Below are 17375 nucleotides of genomic sequence, written 5' to 3'. Positions count from 1 at the left end.
GTTACTTCAGAACTAACACAGTGGACGCGAGCAACCGAGGACAAGCCCTCGGCCTATTAGTACCAGTCAGCTCCACCCGTTACCGGGCTTCCACATCTGGCCTATCAACCCAGTCGTCTACTGGGAGCCTTACCCTCTCAAGGAGGTGGGAATACTCATCTTGAAGCAGGCTTCCCGCTTAGATGCTTTCAGCGGTTATCCCTCCCGAACGTAGCCAACCAGCCATGCCCTTGGCAGGACAACTGGCACACCAGAGGTTCGTCCGTCCCGGTCCTCTCGTACTAGGGACAGCCCTTCTCAATATTCCTACGCGCACAGCGGATAGGGACCGAACTGTCTCACGACGTTCTAAACCCAGCTCGCGTACCGCTTTAATGGGCGAACAGCCCAACCCTTGGGACCGACTCCAGCCCCAGGATGCGACGAGCCGACATCGAGGTGCCAAACCATCCCGTCGATATGGACTCTTGGGGAAGATCAGCCTGTTATCCCCGGGGTACCTTTTATCCGTTGAGCGACGGCGCTTCCACAAGCCACCGCCGGATCACTAGTCCCGACTTTCGTCCCTGCTCGACCCGTCGGTCTCACAGTCAAGCTCCCTTGTGCACTTACACTCAACACCTGATTGCCAACCAGGCTGAGGGAACCTTTGGGCGCCTCCGTTACTCTTTGGGAGGCAACCGCCCCAGTTAAACTACCCATCAGACACTGTCCCTGATCCGGATCACGGACCGAGGTTAGACATCCAGCACGACCAGAGTGGTATTTCAACGGCGACTCCACCATGACTGGCGTCACGGCTTCAAAGTCTCCCACCTATCCTACACAAGCCGAACCGAACACCAATATCAAACTGTAGTAAAGGTCCCGGGGTCTTTCCGTCCTGCTGCGCGAAACGAGCATCTTTACTCGTAGTGCAATTTCACCGGGCCTATGGTTGAGACAGTCGAGAAGTCGTTACGCCATTCGTGCAGGTCGGAACTTACCCGACAAGGAATTTCGCTACCTTAGGATGGTTATAGTTACCACCGCCGTTTACTGGCGCTTAAGTTCTCAGCTTCGCACGCCCGAAAGCGCACTAACCGGTCCCCTTAACGTTCCAGCACCGGGCAGGCGTCAGTCCGTATACATCGCCTTACGGCTTCGCACGGACCTGTGTTTTTAGTAAACAGTCGCTTCTCGCTGGTCTCTGCGGCCACCCCCAGCTCAGGAAGCAAGTTCCCTCACCAGTGATGGCCCCCCTTCTCCCGAAGTTACGGGGGCATTTTGCCGAGTTCCTTAACCATAGTTCACCCGAACGCCTCGGTATTCTCTACCTGACCACCTGAGTCGGTTTAGGGTACGGGCCGCCATGAAACTCGCTAGAGGCTTTTCTCGACAGCATAGGATCATCCACTTCACCACAATCGGCTCGGCATCAGGTCTCAGCCTTAATGAGGGACGGATTTGCCTACCCCTCGGCCTACACCCTTACCCCGGGACAACCACCGCCCGGGCTGGACTACCTTCCTGCGTCACCCCATCGCTTACCTACTACAAGTCTGGTTCGTCGGCTCCACCACTTTCCTTTCCCCGAAGGGTCCGGAACGGCTTCACGGACTTAGCATCGCCTGATTCGATATTGGGCGTTTCAAAGCGGGTACCGGAATATCAACCGGTTGTCCATCGACTACGCCTGTCGGCCTCGCCTTAGGTCCCGACTTACCCTGGGCAGATCAGCTTGACCCAGGAACCCTTAGTCAATCGGCGCACACGTTTCTCACGTGTGTATCGCTACTCATGCCTGCATTCTCACTCGTGAACCGTCCACAACTAGCTTCCGCTGCTGCTTCACCCGGCACACGACGCTCCCCTACCCATCACAGCAGGCGTTGGCCCTATTGCTGCAATGACACGACTTCGGCGGTACGCTTGAGCCCCGCTACATTGTCGGCGCGGAATCACTTGACCAGTGAGCTATTACGCACTCTTTCAAGGGTGGCTGCTTCTAAGCCAACCTCCTGGTTGTCTCTGCGACTCCACATCCTTTCCCACTTAGCGTACGCTTAGGGGCCTTAGTCGATGCTCTGGGCTGTTTCCCTCTCGACCATGGAGCTTATCCCCCACAGTCTCACTGCCGTGCTCTCACTTACCGGCATTCGGAGTTTGGCTAAGGTCAGTAACCCGGTAGGGCCCATCGCCTATCCAGTGCTCTACCTCCGGCAAGAAACACACGACGCTGCACCTAAATGCATTTCGGGGAGAACCAGCTATCACGGAGTTTGATTGGCCTTTCACCCCTAACCACAGGTCATCCCCCAGGTTTTCAACCCTGGTGGGTTCGGTCCTCCACGAAGTCTTACCTCCGCTTCAACCTGCCCATGGCTAGATCACTCCGCTTCGGGTCTAGAGCGTGCAACTCAATCGCCCTATTCGGACTCGCTTTCGCTACGGCTTCCCCACACGGGTTAACCTCGCTACACACCGCTAACTCGCAGGCTCATTCTTCAAAAGGCACGCAGTCACGACCGTTGTTCCGAAGAACAACGGCGACGCTCCCACGGCTTGTAGGCACACGGTTTCAGGTACTATTTCACTCCGCTCCCGCGGTACTTTTCACCATTCCCTCACGGTACTATCCGCTATCGGTCACCAGGGAATATTTAGGCTTAGCGGGTGGTCCCGCCAGATTCACACGGGATTTCTCGGGCCCCGTGCTACTTGGGAGATGAGCAAGCAAGCCGCTGATGTTTCGTCTACGGGGGTCTTACCCTCTACGCCGGACCTTTCGCATGTCCTTCGACTACATCAACGGTTTCTGACTCGCCGACCGGCCGGCAGACCGATCAAGCTCATTCCCACAACCCCGCATGCGCAACCCCTGCCGGGTATCACACGCATACGGTTTGGCCTCATCCGGTTTCGCTCGCCACTACTCCCGGAATCACGGTTGTTTTCTCTTCCTGAGGGTACTGAGATGTTTCACTTCCCCTCGTTCCCTCCACACTGCCTATGTGTTCAGCAGTGGGTGACAGCCCATGACGACTGCCGGGTTTCCCCATTCGGACACCCCCGGATCAAAGCTCAGTTGGCAGCTCCCCGGGGCCTATCGCGGCCTCTCACGTCCTTCATCGGTCCCTGGTGCCAAGGCATCCACCGTGCGCCCTTAAAAACTTGGCCACAGATGCTCGCGTCCACTGTGTAGTTCTCAAGCAACGACCAGCCACCCATCACCCTGCACTCGAAAGCACAAGTTCACTGGGGCCGGCATCGCAGAAGGACAGCCATACGGCCGTACCCTCAGACACCCAACAACGTGCCAAGCACGATCATTTGAGATCCGCACACTTTCCACGCCGAAGCAGTACTCGTGAGGGTCTTCCATGACCGTGCCAACTAATCAACGTTCCACCCATGAGCTGACCGTGCAGAACATTTGCCTGCAATCGGTACTGTGCTCCTTAGAAAGGAGGTGATCCAGCCGCACCTTCCGGTACGGCTACCTTGTTACGACTTCGTCCCAATCGCCAGTCCCACCTTCGACAGCTCCCTCCCTTACGGGTTGGGCCACCGGCTTCGGGTGTTACCGACTTTCGTGACGTGACGGGCGGTGTGTACAAGGCCCGGGAACGTATTCACCGCAGCAATGCTGATCTGCGATTACTAGCGACTCCGACTTCATGGGGTCGAGTTGCAGACCCCAATCCGAACTGAGACCGGCTTTTTGAGATTCGCTCCACCTCACGGTATCGCAGCTCATTGTACCGGCCATTGTAGCACGTGTGCAGCCCAAGACATAAGGGGCATGATGACTTGACGTCGTCCCCACCTTCCTCCGAGTTGACCCCGGCGGTCTCCTGTGAGTCCCCATCACCCCGAAGGGCATGCTGGCAACACAGGACAAGGGTTGCGCTCGTTGCGGGACTTAACCCAACATCTCACGACACGAGCTGACGACAGCCATGCACCACCTGTATACCGACCACAAGGGGGGCACTATCTCTAATGCTTTCCGGTATATGTCAAGCCTTGGTAAGGTTCTTCGCGTTGCGTCGAATTAAGCCACATGCTCCGCCGCTTGTGCGGGCCCCCGTCAATTCCTTTGAGTTTTAGCCTTGCGGCCGTACTCCCCAGGCGGGGAACTTAATGCGTTAGCTGCGGCACCGACGACGTGGAATGTCGCCAACACCTAGTTCCCAACGTTTACGGCGTGGACTACCAGGGTATCTAATCCTGTTCGCTCCCCACGCTTTCGCTCCTCAGCGTCAGTAATGGCCCAGAGATCCGCCTTCGCCACCGGTGTTCCTCCTGATATCTGCGCATTTCACCGCTACACCAGGAATTCCGATCTCCCCTACCACACTCTAGCTAGCCCGTATCGAATGCAGACCCGAGGTTAAGCCTCGGGCTTTCACATCCGACGTGACAAGCCGCCTACGAGCTCTTTACGCCCAATAATTCCGGACAACGCTTGCGCCCTACGTATTACCGCGGCTGCTGGCACGTAGTTAGCCGGCGCTTCTTCTGCAGGTACCGTCACTTTCGCTTCTTCCCTGCTGAAAGAGGTTTACAACCCGAAGGCCGTCATCCCTCACGCGGCGTCGCTGCATCAGGCTTTCGCCCATTGTGCAATATTCCCCACTGCTGCCTCCCGTAGGAGTCTGGGCCGTGTCTCAGTCCCAGTGTGGCCGGTCGCCCTCTCAGGCCGGCTACCCGTCGTCGCCTTGGTGGGCCATTACCCCACCAACAAGCTGATAGGCCGCGGGCTCATCCTTCACCGCCGGAGCTTTCAACCCCCGCCCATGCAGGCAGGAGTATTATCCGGTATTAGACCCCGTTTCCAGGGCTTGTCCCAGAGTGAAGGGCAGATTGCCCACGTGTTACTCACCCGTTCGCCACTAATCCACCCCGAAGGGCTTCATCGTTCGACTTGCATGTGTTAAGCACGCCGCCAGCGTTCGTCCTGAGCCAGGATCAAACTCTCCATGAATGTTTACCCGTAATCGGGTGAAACACACACTTAGAGCGGGCCAGCCACAGTCGGAATAAGACCGGCTGACCACAACGTCCTCGCTGTGTTCATTGCCTGCAAGCACTCCACGAGGGAGCCCCACAGGACTTTTTCAAAGGAACCTCATCCACCGGAGTGGACGGGGTATCAACTTCTGGCGTTGATTTTTGGCACGCTGTTGAGTTCTCAAGGAACGGACGCTTCCTTCGTACTCACCCTCGCGGGTTTTCCTCCGGGCGCTTCCTTTGTTCTTCTTTGTTCTTGCGTTTCCGACTCTATCAGAACCGGTCCCGCTTGTTTTCCGCCTTCCAGTTCTTCGCTTTCGCGTTTCCCTTTCCGGCGATTCCGACTCTATCAGATCCTTTCGGGCCTGACTCCCAGTCAGCGGGATTTGCCGGGCGGGCCGTTGGGCCCTTGCGGCGAGTGAGACAGTAGCGGATTCCCCGCCCCCGATGCCAATCGGGGGCTGCGTCCTCGGACACGGATTCCTCATTCGCAAATACGCATGAAAACGAGACGCCAAAGTGCGTCATTCGTTCGAATGTGTAGTGCGGGATGGCCGTCCGGGGACCGACCGGGGTCGGCGCTCACTTCGGACAACTCGAAGAACCTTACGGACCTGCGACAGGTGTGTCAACCCTGGCGCGGGCCGGGCTCTCCCCGCTAGCCTCTGCCCCATGACTACGCATGCGCTCACGCTCAGCCTCTGCTGGTGGGCCGCCTGACGGCGGCCGACCTCCACCTGCGCGCGCATGCGCTCACGGCCGCCGCTTCGGCGGCCGTTTCTGTTTCTCCCCCCGGGAGTGGCTCGGTCGCCCCACGCGGTGCCACCGACCAGACGGCCACAAGGCCACTCATCCAGGGAGACGGACATGACGAGGATCTTCAGCGGGATCAAGCCGAGCGGGCACCTGACGCTGGGGAACTACCTGGGCGCCCTGCGGCAGTGGGTCGCGGCCGAGCAGGAGCCGCAGGACGCGCTGTTCTGCGTGGTGGACCTGCATGCGCTGACCGTCGATCACGATCCGGCCCGAGTGCGGCGGCTCAGCAGGCAGGCGGCCACGCTGTTCCTCGCCTCCGGGCTGGACCCCCTCAAGTGCACGCTGTTCCTGCAGAGCCACGTGGACGAACACACGCGGCTGGCCTACCTGCTGGAGTGCACCGCGACCGACGGCGAGCTGCGCCGGATGATCCAGTACAAGGAGAAGGCGGCGCGGGCCCAGGCGGCCGGGGACGGCGTGCGGCTGTCGTTGCTGACGTACCCGGTGCTGATGGCCGCCGACATCCTGGCGTACGAGGCTGCCGAGGTGCCGGTCGGTGAGGACCAGCGGCAGCACGTGGAGCTGGCCCGCGATCTCGCGGTCCGGTTCAACCACCGGTACGGGCACACCTTCACCGTCCCGCGGGTGGTGCTGCCCACCGTTGCCGCGCGGGTCATGGACCTGCAGGATCCGACGTCCAAGATGGGGAAGTCGCACGAGAACGGGGCGGGCATCGTCTATCTCCTCGACGAGCCGGCGGTGATCACCAAGAAGGTGATGCGGGCCGTGACCGACAGCGGGGACGGCGGGGTCGTCTACGACCGGGCCACGCGCCCCGGGGTGGCGAACCTGCTCGACATCCTGTCCGCCTGTACGGGCGGGGAGCCGGCCGCGCTGGCCGACGGGTACGCGGGGTACGGGGCGCTCAAGCGGGACGTCGCCGAGGCGGTGGTCGAGGTGCTGCGTCCGGTGCAGGAGCGGCACGCGGAGCTGGCGGCCGATCCCGGTGGGGTGGAGCGGGTGCTGCGGGCCGGGGCGGAGCGCGCGCGGGGGCTGGCCCGGCCGGTGGTGGACCGGGCGTACCGGAACATCGGGCTGCTGGAGCCCTGAAAGGCGTACTGCCGCGGCCCGCTCACGGGCGCGGACCGCGGCAGGCGTCAGCTGTTGCCGGAGGCGAGTTCGCGGCTGCGGTCGCGGGCCGCTTCGAGGGCTGCGATCAGGGCCGCCCGTACGCCGTGCTTCTCCAGCTCCACGATGGCGTTGATGGTCGTGCCGGCGGGGGAGGTGACGGCCTCGCGCAGCTTGACCGGGTGTTCGCCGCTGTCGCGGAGCATCACTGCGGCGCCGATGGCGGCCTGGACGATCAGATCGTGGGCCTGGGCGCGGGGCAGGCCGAGGAGGATGCCGGCGTCCGTCATGGCCTCGACCAGGAAGTAGAAGTAGGCGGGGCCGGAGCCGGAGAGGGCGGTCGCGGCGTCCTGCTGGGATTCGGGGACGCGCAGGGTCTTGCCGACGCCGCCGAAGATCTCCTCGGTGTGGGCGAGGTGTGCGGCGGTGGCGTGGCTGCCGGCCGAGATGACGGACATGGCCTCGTCCACGAGGGCGGGGGTGTTCGTCATGACGCGGACGACGGGGGTGCCGGGGGCGAGGCGTTCCTCGAAGAAGGCCGTGGGGACACCGGCGGCGCCGCTGATGACCAGGCGGTCGGCGGGGACGTGCGGGGCGAGCTCTTCCAGGAGCTTGCCCATGTCCTGCGGCTTGACGGTGAGGATGAGGGTGTCGGCCCGCTTCGCGGCCTCGGCGTTGCTGACGGCCTCGACGCCGTAGCGGTCGCGGAGTTCCGCGGCCCGTTCGGCGCGGCGGGCGGTGACGAGGAGCTTGCCGGCCGGCCAACCGCCGCGGATCATCCCGCTGAGCAGGGCCTCGCCGATCTTTCCGGTGCCGAGGACGGCGACTGTCTGGGTCATGTCTTCATCCTTGCATCCGGGCGGCGCCCGGGGCCCCGGTGTCCGCAGTGCGGTCGGCGGGCGGTCGGCGCGGGGCTACGGGGTGCGGCGGCGCAGGGTGGCCGCGCCGAGGGCGAGGACGAGCAGGGCGCAGGCCGCGACGATGACGGCGTCCCGGACGAAGGCGGCGGTCATGTCGGTGTGGCCGAGGACCTGGGTCATGCCGTCGACGGCGTAGGACATCGGCAGCACGTCGGAGAGGGCTTCGAGGACCGGCTGCATGGTGGCGCGGGGCGTCAGGAGGCCGCAGAGCAGGAGCTGGGGGAAGATCACCGCCGGCATGAACTGGACGGCCTGGAACTCGGAGGCGGCGAAGGCGGAGACGAACAGGCCGAGGGCGGTGCCGAGGAGGGCGTCGAGCAGCGCCACGAGCAGGAGCAGCCAGGGGGAGCCGAGGACGTCCAGGCCGAGGACCCACAGGGCGAGGCCGGTGGCGAGGAGGGACTGGACGACGGCGACGGCGCCGAAGGCGAGGGCGTAGCCGGCGATGAGGTCGCCCTTGCCGAGCGGCATGGCCAGGAGGCGCTCCAGGGTGCCGGAGGTGCGCTCCCGCAGGGTGGCGATGGAGGTCACCAGGAACATGGTGATGAGGGGGAAGATCCCGAGGAGGGACGCGCCGATGCTGTCGAAGGTGTGCGGGTTCCCGTCGTAGACGAAGCGGAGCAGCGTCAGCATCAGTACGGGGACCAGCAGCATCAGCGCGATCGAGCGCGGGTCGTGGCCGAGCTGGCGCAGGACGCGGCCGGCGGTGGCGGTGGTGCGGGATGCGTTCATCGGGTCTGCTCCCGGGCTCGGGCGTCGGCCTCGTCGACGAGGCGCAGGAAGGCTTCTTCGACGGTGGCGCAGTGGGTGCGGGTGCGGAGCGCGTCGGGGGTGTCCTGGGCGAGGATGCGGCCTTCGCGCATGAGGAGCAGGTCGTGGCAGCGCTCGGCCTCGTCCATGACGTGGGAGGAGACGAGGAGCGTGGTGCCGCGGGCGGCGGTGAGTTCGTGGAAGAGGTTCCACAGGTCGCGGCGCAGGACGGGGTCGAGGCCGACGGTGGGTTCGTCGAGGACGAGCAGTTCGGGGGCGCCGAGCAGGGCGACGGCGAGGGAGACGCGGCTGCGCTGGCCTCCGGAGAGGTTGCCGGCGAGGGCGGTGGCGTGGGTGGTGAGGTCGACGTCGGTGAGGGCGCGGGTGACGTCGGCGCGCCGGCGTTCGGCGGCGGCGCGGCCCGGGGTGAGGACGGCCGCGAAGTAGTCGAGGTTCTGCCGGACGGTGAGGTCGTCGTAGACGGAGGGCGCCTGGGTGACGTAGCCGATGCGGGAACGCAGCTCGGGGTGGCCGGAGGGGCGGCCGAGGACGTCGAGGGTGCCGGTGACGTGGGCCTGCGTGCCGACGACGGAGCGCATGAGGGTTGATTTGCCGCAGCCGGAGGGGCCGAGGAGGCCGGTGATGCGGCCGCGGGGGACGTCGAAGGCGAGGTCGTCGAGGACGGTGCGCGGGTGGCGGCCGGTGCCTCGGCGGACGGTGAGTGCGCGGGCGTGGACGGCGGGGGCCGCAGCCCCGTCGGTGCCGTCGGGCGATTTATTCATCACGTGATGAATAATGCTCCTGGCGGTGCCCGGGCGTCAACAGGCCGGGCGGGAGGAGGGGGACTGCCCCGTTACTTCTTGCGCTTGGGGCGGCGCGCGGACGGGTTGCCCGTACGGGTGCTGCGCCGGCGGGCGAACTCGGCGCGGGCCTGCTCGTACTCGGCGCGGTGCAGCTTCTCGCCCGGGGCCTCGGTCAGGCTGCGCAGGAAGTACGCGATGAGGGAGCCGATGAAACCGATCGCTTTGAGCCCCTTGAGGGCGGCCTCGTCCGAGGACGGCCGGGGGCGGCGGCCGAACGACTCCCACGTCTTGACGAAGGCGATGGCGCTGGCGATCGCGAACAGCACGACGACGGAGATGCTGAGGAACGGGCCGACGTCGCCGATCTCCAGCCCCTCGTAGGCGAAGCGCAGCAGGTACGCGGCGGCGAAGGCCGAGACCAGGGACCCGGCGGCGACCCCGGCGCGGCGCAGGGCGTAGCCGCCGTCGTGGTCGACCCAGGTGGTGCCGAAGAACCGCAGGGGCTCGGGGCGCGGGCCGGCTGCCGGGGCCGGCGCCGCGGGGGCCGGGTCGGCGGGGGTCTGGTCTCGCTGGTCGTCGCTCACACCGGCGATTATTCCAGCCCGGGACGCACCCGTCGGGGTGCGTCTCATCTGGCAGAACGGTGGGGCGGGCGGCAGCCGGTCAGCCGCAGCGGGTGGCCACGTACCCGTCGCTGCCCGTCTTCACGTACGCGTCCGACACGAACTCGCCGTTGCCGACGCAGTCCCAGATGCCGGTGGTGCCGTAGGGGCCGGAGACCGTGGTGCCGTCGCACTGGCAGTGGATGGAGACGTACGCGCCGAGCGGCAGGACCCGGGAGATCGAGTAGCCGGTACCCGGGCCGGTGCGGACGTTCACCTGGTATCCCGGAGCGACCGGGAACGTCGGGAATCCGGAGCCGGACAGGCTCTGGGCCTCGGCCTGGACCTGGCTCGAATCGTTCTCGACAGTCATGCGGAAAACTCCCCCCGTGGGCGTTGCCCGGCGCAACTCACGCAGGGCGGCAAGCCCTTGGATGGTCGCACGTGCCATCGACTAGGCTCCGGCGGGGGTGGTGAGTGGTGCATGGTCGGCGCACGGACGGCGCGGGCTTTCCCGAGTACGCCGGGCACTACCGGCTGGAATCCGTGCTCGGCTCCGGCGGTATGGGCGTCGTCCACCTGGCCGCTTCCAGCTCGGGGCTGAAACTCGCCGTCAAGGTGGTGCACGCGCAGCACGCGGTGGACCCGGAGTTCCGGGCGCGCTTCCGGCAGGAGGTCGCGGCCGCGCGCCGGGTGAGCGGGGCGTTCACCGCGCCGGTGGTGGACGCGGACCCCGACGCCGAACGGCCCTGGATGGCCACGCTGTTCATCGACGCGCCGACGCTCTCCGAGCGGGTACGGGAACGGGTTCTGGACCCCGGTGAGCTGACCCGGCTGGCCGCCGGCCTGGCGGAGGCGCTGCGGGACATCCACCGGGCCGGGGTGGTGCACCGGGACCTCAAACCCAGCAACGTGCTGATGGCGCCCGACGGGGTGCGGGTCATCGACTTCGGGATCTCGCGGCCCGCCGACAGCGACCTGCGGACCGAGACGGGCAAGCTGATCGGGACCCCTCCGTTCATGGCGCCGGAGCAGTTCCAGTCGCCGCGCGAGGTCGGGACGGCCGCCGACGTGTTCGCGCTGGGCGCGGTACTGGTGCACGCGGCGACCGGGCGCGGCCCGTTCGACTCCGACAGCCACTACCTCGTCGCGTACCAGGTGGTGCACGGCGAGCCCGATCTGACGGGGCTCCCGGAGCCGCTCGTCCCGCTGGTCGCCCGCTGCCTGGCGAAGGACCCGGCCCGGCGGCCGACCGCCGACGCGCTGATCGCCCAGATGCGGGCGCTGGCCTACCCCACCGGCGAGGACACGCAGGTGTTCACCCCGCAACCGCGGCGGCCCGCCCCGGCGGAAGTCGACACGCACCGGCGGGAGCGCATCGGCACCGGCGGCGAGGACGCGGCGAGCCCGGCGGCCGGCGGGGCGGCGGGGCGCCCGGTGCGCGGGCGGGTCCGCACGGCGTGGGCGGCGGGGCTGGTGGTGCTGCTCGCGGGCGGCGCCGTCGGCGGCTACCTCGGCTCCGCGACGGGCGACGACTCCCCCGGGCCGACGGCCTCCACGGCGGCGCAGGCGGGTGCGACGAAGCACTTCGCGCCCTGGTCGGTGCCCCTGGCGGGCCCCTCCGCCGGGAAGGGCAGCGGGGCCTGCTCCTGGGGGAGCGCGGCGCTGTACTGCTCGGGGCGGGGGCTGGCGGCCGCCCGGTTGGACCCCTCCAACGGCGCCCTCGGGTGGACGGTCCCGGCGCAGGCGGAGCCCGGGCCGGGGTCGGCGCGGGCTCCGCTGTACGCGGGCGGCCTCGTCCTCGCCGCCGGGGCGGGCAGCGGCGTACTCCAGGCCCTGGACCCGGCGACCGGAACCCGGCGCTGGCAGCGCGACCTGCCGGGCGGAGCCCAGGTGGTCGCGGAGGCCGGGCACGTCCTCGCGGCCGGCTCCGACGGGAGCGCGACCCTGCTGGACGCGGCGACCGGCACCCCGAAGTGGAGCAGGCGGATCGGCGGGACGGGCTCGGTGTGGTGGGGCGGCCCGGACGCCTCGGGCAGGGCCGCGCTGTACGTGGCGACGCGCCAGCCGGACGGCAGGCAGACCCAGGTGGCGGCGGTCGACCCGGGCGACGGGGCGGTGCGCTGGCAGATCCGTACGGCGGGGCTCCTCCAGCCGGTCGCCACCGTGCAGGGCAGCGCGTACCTGCTGGAGAACGACGCGCAGGGCAAGACGGACGCCGTCGTCCGCGTGGACCTGGCGACGCGGGCGGTGCGGCGGGTCCGCCTGGCGGTCCCCCTGTACGAGGCCCAGGCGACGGCGGGCCCCGACGGCGTCGTGTACCTCGTGGGCGCGGCGGGCGGACTGGCCGCGGTGGGCCCGGAGCGGGAACTGTGGCGGCTGGAGACGGGCCTGGCGGTCGCGTCCCGCCCGGCGGTCGCCGCCGGGCGGGTCTACCTGACGGCGCCCGACGGCCGGCTGCTCGCGGTCGAGGCCTCCGGCGGGCGGCTGCTGGGGCAGACCAAGCCGCGGATGGGCGGCGACCAGGGCGCCTTCGCCGCCTCCCTGAACGCGCCCGTCGTCGCCGACGGCACGGTGTACGCGTCCGCGCCCGACGGGTCCGTGTTCGCCGTGGACGCGGCGGACCCCGCCGGGTGGTGAGGACGCCGGCGGGGTCCGGAAGCGGAGCGGGGCCCGGCGGGCCGGGAGCTCAGCCCAGGCGGGACACGTCGCGGACCGCGCCCTTGTCGGCGCTGGTGGCCATCGCGGCGTAGGCGCGCAGCGCGGCGGACACCTTGCGCTCGCGGTCCTTCGGGGCGTAGACCCCGCCGAGGGCCTCGCGGCGGGCCGCCAGCTCCTCGTCGGAGACCAGCAGCTCGATCGAGCGGTTCGGGATGTCGATGCGGATCCGGTCACCGTCCTCGACCAGGGCGATGGTGCCGCCCGAGGCCGCCTCCGGGGAGGCGTGGCCGATGGACAGGCCGGAAGTGCCGCCCGAGAAGCGGCCGTCGGTGACCAGCGCGCAGACCTTTCCGAGGCCGCGGCCCTTGAGGAAGGAGGTGGGGTAGAGCATCTCCTGCATGCCGGGGCCGCCGCGCGGGCCCTCGTAGCGGATGACGACGACGTCGCCCGGCTCGATCTCCTTGCGCAGGATCTTGTCGACGGCCTCGTCCTGCGACTCGCAGACCACGGCCGGACCCTCGAAGGTCCAGATCGACTCGTCGACGCCGGCGGTCTTGACCACGCACCCGTCGGCGGCGAGGTTGCCGCGCAGGACGGCCAGGCCGCCGTCCTTGGAGTAGGCGTGCTGGACGGAGCGGATGCAGCCGCCCTCGGCGTCCAGATCGAGGCTGTCCCACCGCTCGGACTGGGAGAAGGCGGTCGCGGAGCGCTTGCAGCCGGGGGCGGCGTGCCACAGCTCCATGGCCTCCTCGGACGCCGTGCCGGAGCGGGCGTCCCACGTGGCGAGCCAGTCTTCGAGGTTCTCGGAGTGGACGGTGGTGACGTCCTTGTTGAGGAGGCCGCCGCGGTGCAGTTCGCCCAGGATGGCGGGGATGCCGCCGGCGCGGTGGACGTCCTCCATGTAGTACGTACCGCCGGGCGCCACGTTCGGCGCGACCTTGGCCAGGCACGGGACTCGGCGCGAGACCTCGTCGATGTCGGTGAGGTCGTAGTCCAGGCCGGCCTCCTGGGCGGCGGCGAGGAGGTGCAGGATCGTGTTCGTGGAGCCGCCCATGGCGATGTCGAGGGCCATGGCGTTCTCGAAGGCCTGGCGGGTGGCGATGTTGCGGGGCAGGACGGAGGCGTCGTCCTGCTCGTAGTAGCGCTTGGTGATCTCCACGACGGTCCGGCCGGCGTCCTCGTACAGGGCGCGGCGGGCGGTGTGCGTGGCGAGGACCGAGCCGTTGCCGGGGAGGGCCAGACCGATGGCCTCGGCGAGGCAGTTCATCGAGTTGGCGGTGAACATGCCCGAACACGAACCGCAGGTCGGACAGGCGTTCTCCTCGATGCGCAGGATGTCCTCGTCCGAGACGTTCTCGTTGGAGGCGTCGACCATGGCGTCGATCAGGTCGAGCTTGCGGACGGTGCCGTCGACCAGGGTGGCCTGCCCGGCCTCCATGGGGCCGCCGGAGACGAAGACGACCGGGATGTTGAGGCGCATCGCGGCCATCAGCATGCCGGGGGTGATCTTGTCGCAGTTGGAGATGCAGATCAGGGCGTCGGCGCAGTGCGCCTCCACCATGTACTCCACGGAGTCCGCGATCAGGTCGCGGGACGGCAGGGAGTAGAGCATGCCGGCGTGGCCCATCGCGATGCCGTCGTCCACGGCGATGGTGTTGAACTCGCGCGGGATGGCGCCCGCGGCGCGGATGGCGTCGGAGACGATCCGGCCGACCGGGGCGAGGTGGGTGTGGCCGGGGACGAACTCGGTGAACGAGTTGGCGACCGCGATGATCGGCTTCCCGATGTCCGCGCTCGCTACGCCCGAGGCGCGCATCAGCGCGCGTGCGCCTGCCATGTTGCGGCCGTGGGTGACGGTGCGGGACCTCAGCTCGGGCATCGGGTTCACTCCCCATGAGTACGGTGGCGTTCGCACGCCCCCGCGACTGTGGATATGGCTCGGTTACGAGGCTACGCTCCTGGCCCGCGATGCGGACAGGTTGTCCGCATCCCGATACGGGCAGCTCAGTCCTCGGTCAGATAACGCTGCAGCGTAGGGGCTACGAGGGCGATGATCGCCTCCGGTTCGGCGGACGCGAGGGGCTCGACCTGGACGACGTAGCGCAGGATCACGATGCCGATCATGTGGGAGGCGGCGAGCTCCGCGCGGAAAGTGGGGTCGGGCACGTTGAGCTCGGCGGCGACCCGCTCCAGGACCCGGCGCAGGATGAGCCGGCGCAGCACCTTCGCCGCCGCCTCGTGGGTGAGCGCCGACCGGATGACGGCGAGCAGCGGCACCCGGGTGGCGGGGTTCTCCCACACGCCGAGGAAGTAGCGGGCGAGGCGCTCGCCGATGCCGTCCGGGCCGCCTTCGAGGATCCGCGGGGCGACGAGGGCGGGCTCCAGGGTCAGTTCGATCGCGGCGGCGAAGAGGTCGTCCTTGCTGCCGAAGTAGTGGTGCACCAGGGCCGGGTCGACGCCGGCGGCCTTCGCGATGCCGCGTACGGAGGTCTTGTCGTAGCCGCGCGCCGCGAACTCGGCGCGGGCGGCGGCGCGGATGCGCTCCTGGGTGCCGGGGCCCTCGTCGGCCTCGTCCTGGCGGGGGCGGCCGGGGCCGCGGCGCCGGCGGGGCGGCGGCTCGGTCGTGGACGGCTCGTTCACGGGGGGCTCGGTCATGGGCGGCGGGCCGGCTTGGGCGCGGCCGTGGCTGCGGCGAGGTGCTCGCGGGTGAAGGCGAGGGCCTCGGCGAGGTCCGCCTCGCGCTCGGCGGAGGACATCGCGCGGCGGGTGTTGACCTCGATCACGACGTGCCCGTCGAAGGACGTACGGGCCAGCCCGGCCAGCAGCTCGGCGCAGGGCTGGGTGCCGCGGCCGGGGACGAGGTGCTCGTCCTTCGCGGAACCGTTCCCGTCGGCGAGGTGGACGTGCGCGAGGCGCTCGCCCATGCGGTCGACCATGGCCGCGGCGTCGGCCCGGGCGGTCGCGGTGTGCGAGAGGTCGATGGTGAAGTGCCGGTAGTCGTCCTTGGTGACGTCCCACTCCGGCGCGTACGCGAGCATCTCGCGGTCGCGGTAGCGCCAGGGGTACATGTTCTCGACGGCGAACCGGACGTCGGTCTCGTCGGCCATCCGCCAGATGCCGGTGACGAAGTCACGGGCGTACTGGCGCTGCCAGCGGAAAGGCGGATGCACGACGACGGTGGACGCCCCGAGCCGCTCGGCGGCGGCCTGGGCGCGGCGGAGCTTGGTCCACGGATCGGTGGACCACACCCGCTGGGTGATGAGCAGACAAGGGGCGTGCACGGCCAGGACCGGCACCTGATGGTGGTCGGACAGCCGCCGCAGCGCGTCGACGTCCTGGCTGACGGGATCCGTCCAGACCATCACCTCGACGCCGTCGTACCCGAGGCGTGCGGCGATCTCGAAGGCGGTCGCCGTCGTCTCCGGATATACGGAGGCGGTGGAGAGGGCGACTTTCACGTTCGGGATCCGGACTGGTTCTGCCACGGAGACAGGGTACGGTCCCCGCCCCGCCCCCCGCCGTGACACCCGCCACCCGCCACCGGCCGTCCCCGGCCCAGCCCCTGCGGCCGCCCCTGCGCCCTCCCTCCACCGCACCGGTACACGGCCGGTGGCCGGGCCTCCTCCCCACGGCGGCCCGCGGCCGGTCCAACGTGCCCTGCCCGGCCGGGCGGTGGCGGAGGGAAGGCGTGCAGGACCCGGCCGCGCCGTAGGGGTCGTACCGGGTGGGGCGCCGCGCGGGCCGGGGGCTGCGGATCGGTGCGGGTCAGGCCGGCAGGTGGTCCAGTCTGCGCAGGATCACGCCCTCGCGGAGGGCCCAGGGGCAGATTTCGAGGTCGTCCACGCCGAAGAGGTCCATCGCGCCCTCCGCCACCAGCGCACCCGCCAGCAGCTGGTGCGCACGGCCCTGCGAGACGCCCGGAAGGGCGGCTCGCTGGGCCGTGGTCATCGTGGCCAGGCGCGGGACCCACTCCTCCAGCGCCTTGCGCGTCAGGTCGCGCTGTACGTACAGCCCCTCCGCCGAGCGGGCCGCGCCCGCGATCCGGGCCAGCTGCTTGAACGTCTTCGACGTCGCCACCACGTGGTCCGGCGTCCCGAAGCGGCTGAACTCCCCGACCGACCGGGCGATCTGCGCACGCGCGTGGCGGCGCAGCGCCTTCACGTCGGCCGGCGCCGGAGGGTCCCCGGGGAGCCACGCCGAGGTGAGGCGGCCCGCGCCGAGCGGGAGGGACACGGCCGCGTCGGGTTCCTCGTCGATGCCGTACGCGATCTCCAGCGAGCCGCCGCCGATGTCCAGGACCAGCAGCTTGCCCGCCGACCAGCCGAACCACCGCCGCACCGCGAGGAACGTGAGGCGGGCCTCGTCGTCACCGCTGAGGATGGGCAGGTCGATGCCGGTCTCGGCCTTGACCCGGGCCAGCACCTCGTCCGCGTTCGTCGCCTCCCGCACCGCGCTCGTCGCGAAGGGCAGCAGGTCCTCGCAGCCCTTGTCCTCGGCGGCCTGCACCGCGTCGCCGATCACCGACACGAGCCGTCGTATGCCCTCCGGCGAGACCGAGCCCCGCTCGTCCAGCAGCTCCGCGAGCCGCAGCTCCACCTTGTGCGAGTGCGCGGACAGCGGGCGCGCACCGGGGTGCGCGTCCACCACCAGCAGATGAACCGTATTGGAACCCACATCGAGGACACCGAGTCTCATAACCGGAAACGCTACTGGGCTCGTCGCGTATGGGTGAGGTAAGGGGCGCTTAGGCTTGGGTTTGT

At 68.3% G+C, this 17375-nt stretch carries 11 protein-coding genes and 2 rRNA genes; 2 read left to right on the top strand and 11 right to left on the bottom strand.

All coding sequences use genetic code 11. From position 1 onward, the window contains the following. Positions 1-36: 36 nt before the first annotated feature. Positions 37-3159: ribosomal RNA gene (locus OG861_RS17915) — 23S ribosomal RNA — on the bottom strand. 285 nt (positions 3160-3444) lie between these two features. Continuing rightward, a 16S ribosomal RNA gene (locus tag OG861_RS17910) occupies positions 3445-4969 on the bottom strand. The 16S and 23S rRNA genes sit together here, the layout of an rRNA operon. 893 nt (positions 4970-5862) lie before the next feature. Here OG861_RS17910 and trpS point away from each other — a divergent pair. Next, positions 5863-6861 carry a tryptophan--tRNA ligase gene (trpS, locus tag OG861_RS17905; protein WP_329196109.1) on the top strand — a complete coding sequence of 333 codons (999 nt, stop codon included), beginning with the start codon at positions 5863-5865 and terminating at the stop codon, positions 6859-6861. A gap of 47 nt (positions 6862-6908) precedes the next feature. On the opposite strand, the gene proC is transcribed toward trpS, so the two are convergent. The 5 genes from proC to OG861_RS17880 all read right to left on the bottom strand — a co-directional run bounded on the left by proC (position 6909) and on the right by OG861_RS17880 (position 10327). Continuing rightward, entirely contained in the window at positions 6909-7718 is an 810-nt protein-coding gene (proC, locus tag OG861_RS17900; protein ID WP_190185916.1) for a pyrroline-5-carboxylate reductase, read from the bottom strand. Positions 7719-7793: 75 nt separating this feature from the next. After that, a complete protein-coding gene (locus OG861_RS17895; RefSeq protein ID WP_329196112.1) occupies positions 7794-8531 on the bottom strand; it encodes an ABC transporter permease in 738 nt (245 codons plus the stop codon). Then, a complete protein-coding gene (locus tag OG861_RS17890; protein WP_329196113.1) occupies positions 8528-9331 on the bottom strand; it encodes an ABC transporter ATP-binding protein in 804 nt (267 codons plus the stop codon). The genes OG861_RS17895 and OG861_RS17890 overlap by 4 nt, the downstream gene beginning before the upstream one ends. A 71-nt stretch (positions 9332-9402) precedes the next feature. After that, positions 9403-9936 carry a hypothetical protein gene (locus tag OG861_RS17885; RefSeq protein ID WP_329196114.1) on the bottom strand — a complete coding sequence of 178 codons (534 nt, stop codon included), beginning with the start codon at positions 9934-9936 and terminating at the stop codon, positions 9403-9405. A 79-nt stretch (positions 9937-10015) separates the two neighbouring features. Beyond that, the gene (locus OG861_RS17880) at positions 10016-10327 is read right to left on the bottom strand and encodes a peptidase (protein ID WP_329196116.1); all 312 of its coding nucleotides are present in this window, start codon (positions 10325-10327) and stop codon (positions 10016-10018) included. 107 nt (positions 10328-10434) lie between these two features. On the opposite strand from OG861_RS17880, the gene OG861_RS17875 reads away from it, so the two are divergent. Then, on the top strand, positions 10435-12594 hold the full coding sequence (locus tag OG861_RS17875; RefSeq protein ID WP_329196118.1) for a serine/threonine-protein kinase: 2160 nt from the start codon (positions 10435-10437) through the stop codon (positions 12592-12594). Positions 12595-12643: 49 nt separating this feature from the next. On the opposite strand, the gene ilvD is transcribed toward OG861_RS17875, so the two are convergent. The 4 genes from ilvD to OG861_RS17855 all read right to left on the bottom strand — a co-directional run bounded on the left by ilvD (position 12644) and on the right by OG861_RS17855 (position 17310). Continuing rightward, positions 12644-14494: a dihydroxy-acid dehydratase gene (gene ilvD, locus OG861_RS17870; protein ID WP_329196121.1), complete on the bottom strand. Its 1851-nt coding sequence runs from the start codon at positions 14492-14494 to the stop codon at positions 12644-12646. 125 nt (positions 14495-14619) lie between these two features. Then, positions 14620-15270 (bottom strand): TetR/AcrR family transcriptional regulator, encoded by a 651-nt coding sequence (locus OG861_RS17865; RefSeq protein WP_329196122.1) that lies wholly within the window; start codon positions 15268-15270, stop codon positions 14620-14622. Next, positions 15267-16100 carry a sugar phosphate isomerase/epimerase family protein gene (locus tag OG861_RS17860; protein ID WP_329196124.1) on the bottom strand — a complete coding sequence of 278 codons (834 nt, stop codon included), beginning with the start codon at positions 16098-16100 and terminating at the stop codon, positions 15267-15269. The genes OG861_RS17865 and OG861_RS17860 overlap by 4 nt, the downstream gene beginning before the upstream one ends. A gap of 280 nt (positions 16101-16380) precedes the next feature. After that, positions 16381-17310 (bottom strand): Ppx/GppA phosphatase family protein, encoded by a 930-nt coding sequence (locus tag OG861_RS17855; RefSeq protein WP_329196126.1) that lies wholly within the window; start codon positions 17308-17310, stop codon positions 16381-16383. Between the last annotated feature and the right edge of the window lie 65 nt (positions 17311-17375).

Source organism: Streptomyces sp. NBC_00539 (assembly GCF_036346105.1).
Classification (GTDB): Bacteria; Actinomycetota; Actinomycetes; order Streptomycetales; family Streptomycetaceae; genus Streptomyces.
The sequence above is the reverse complement of the archived record's forward strand: the minus strand, read 5'-3'. Positions and strand labels throughout refer to the sequence as shown.

Excerpts from the sequence above, each read along its gene's own strand:
- OG861_RS17880 (WP_329196116.1), bottom strand. The coding sequence starts at position 10,327 with ATGACTGTCGAGAACGATTCGAGCCAGGTCCAGGCCGAGGCCCAGAGC.
- ilvD (WP_329196121.1), bottom strand. The coding sequence starts at position 14,494 with ATGCCCGAGCTGAGGTCCCGCACCGTCACCCACGGCCGCAACATGGCA.
- OG861_RS17895 (WP_329196112.1), bottom strand. The coding sequence starts at position 8,531 with ATGAACGCATCCCGCACCACCGCCACCGCCGGCCGCGTCCTGCGCCAG.
- proC (WP_190185916.1), bottom strand. The coding sequence starts at position 7,718 with ATGACCCAGACAGTCGCCGTCCTCGGCACCGGAAAGATCGGCGAGGCC.
- trpS (WP_329196109.1), top strand. The coding sequence starts at position 5,863 with ATGACGAGGATCTTCAGCGGGATCAAGCCGAGCGGGCACCTGACGCTG.
- OG861_RS17855 (WP_329196126.1), bottom strand. The coding sequence starts at position 17,310 with ATGAGACTCGGTGTCCTCGATGTGGGTTCCAATACGGTTCATCTGCTG.
- OG861_RS17890 (WP_329196113.1), bottom strand. The coding sequence starts at position 9,331 with ATGAATAAATCGCCCGACGGCACCGACGGGGCTGCGGCCCCCGCCGTC.
- OG861_RS17865 (WP_329196122.1), bottom strand. The coding sequence starts at position 15,270 with ATGACCGAGCCCCCCGTGAACGAGCCGTCCACGACCGAGCCGCCGCCC.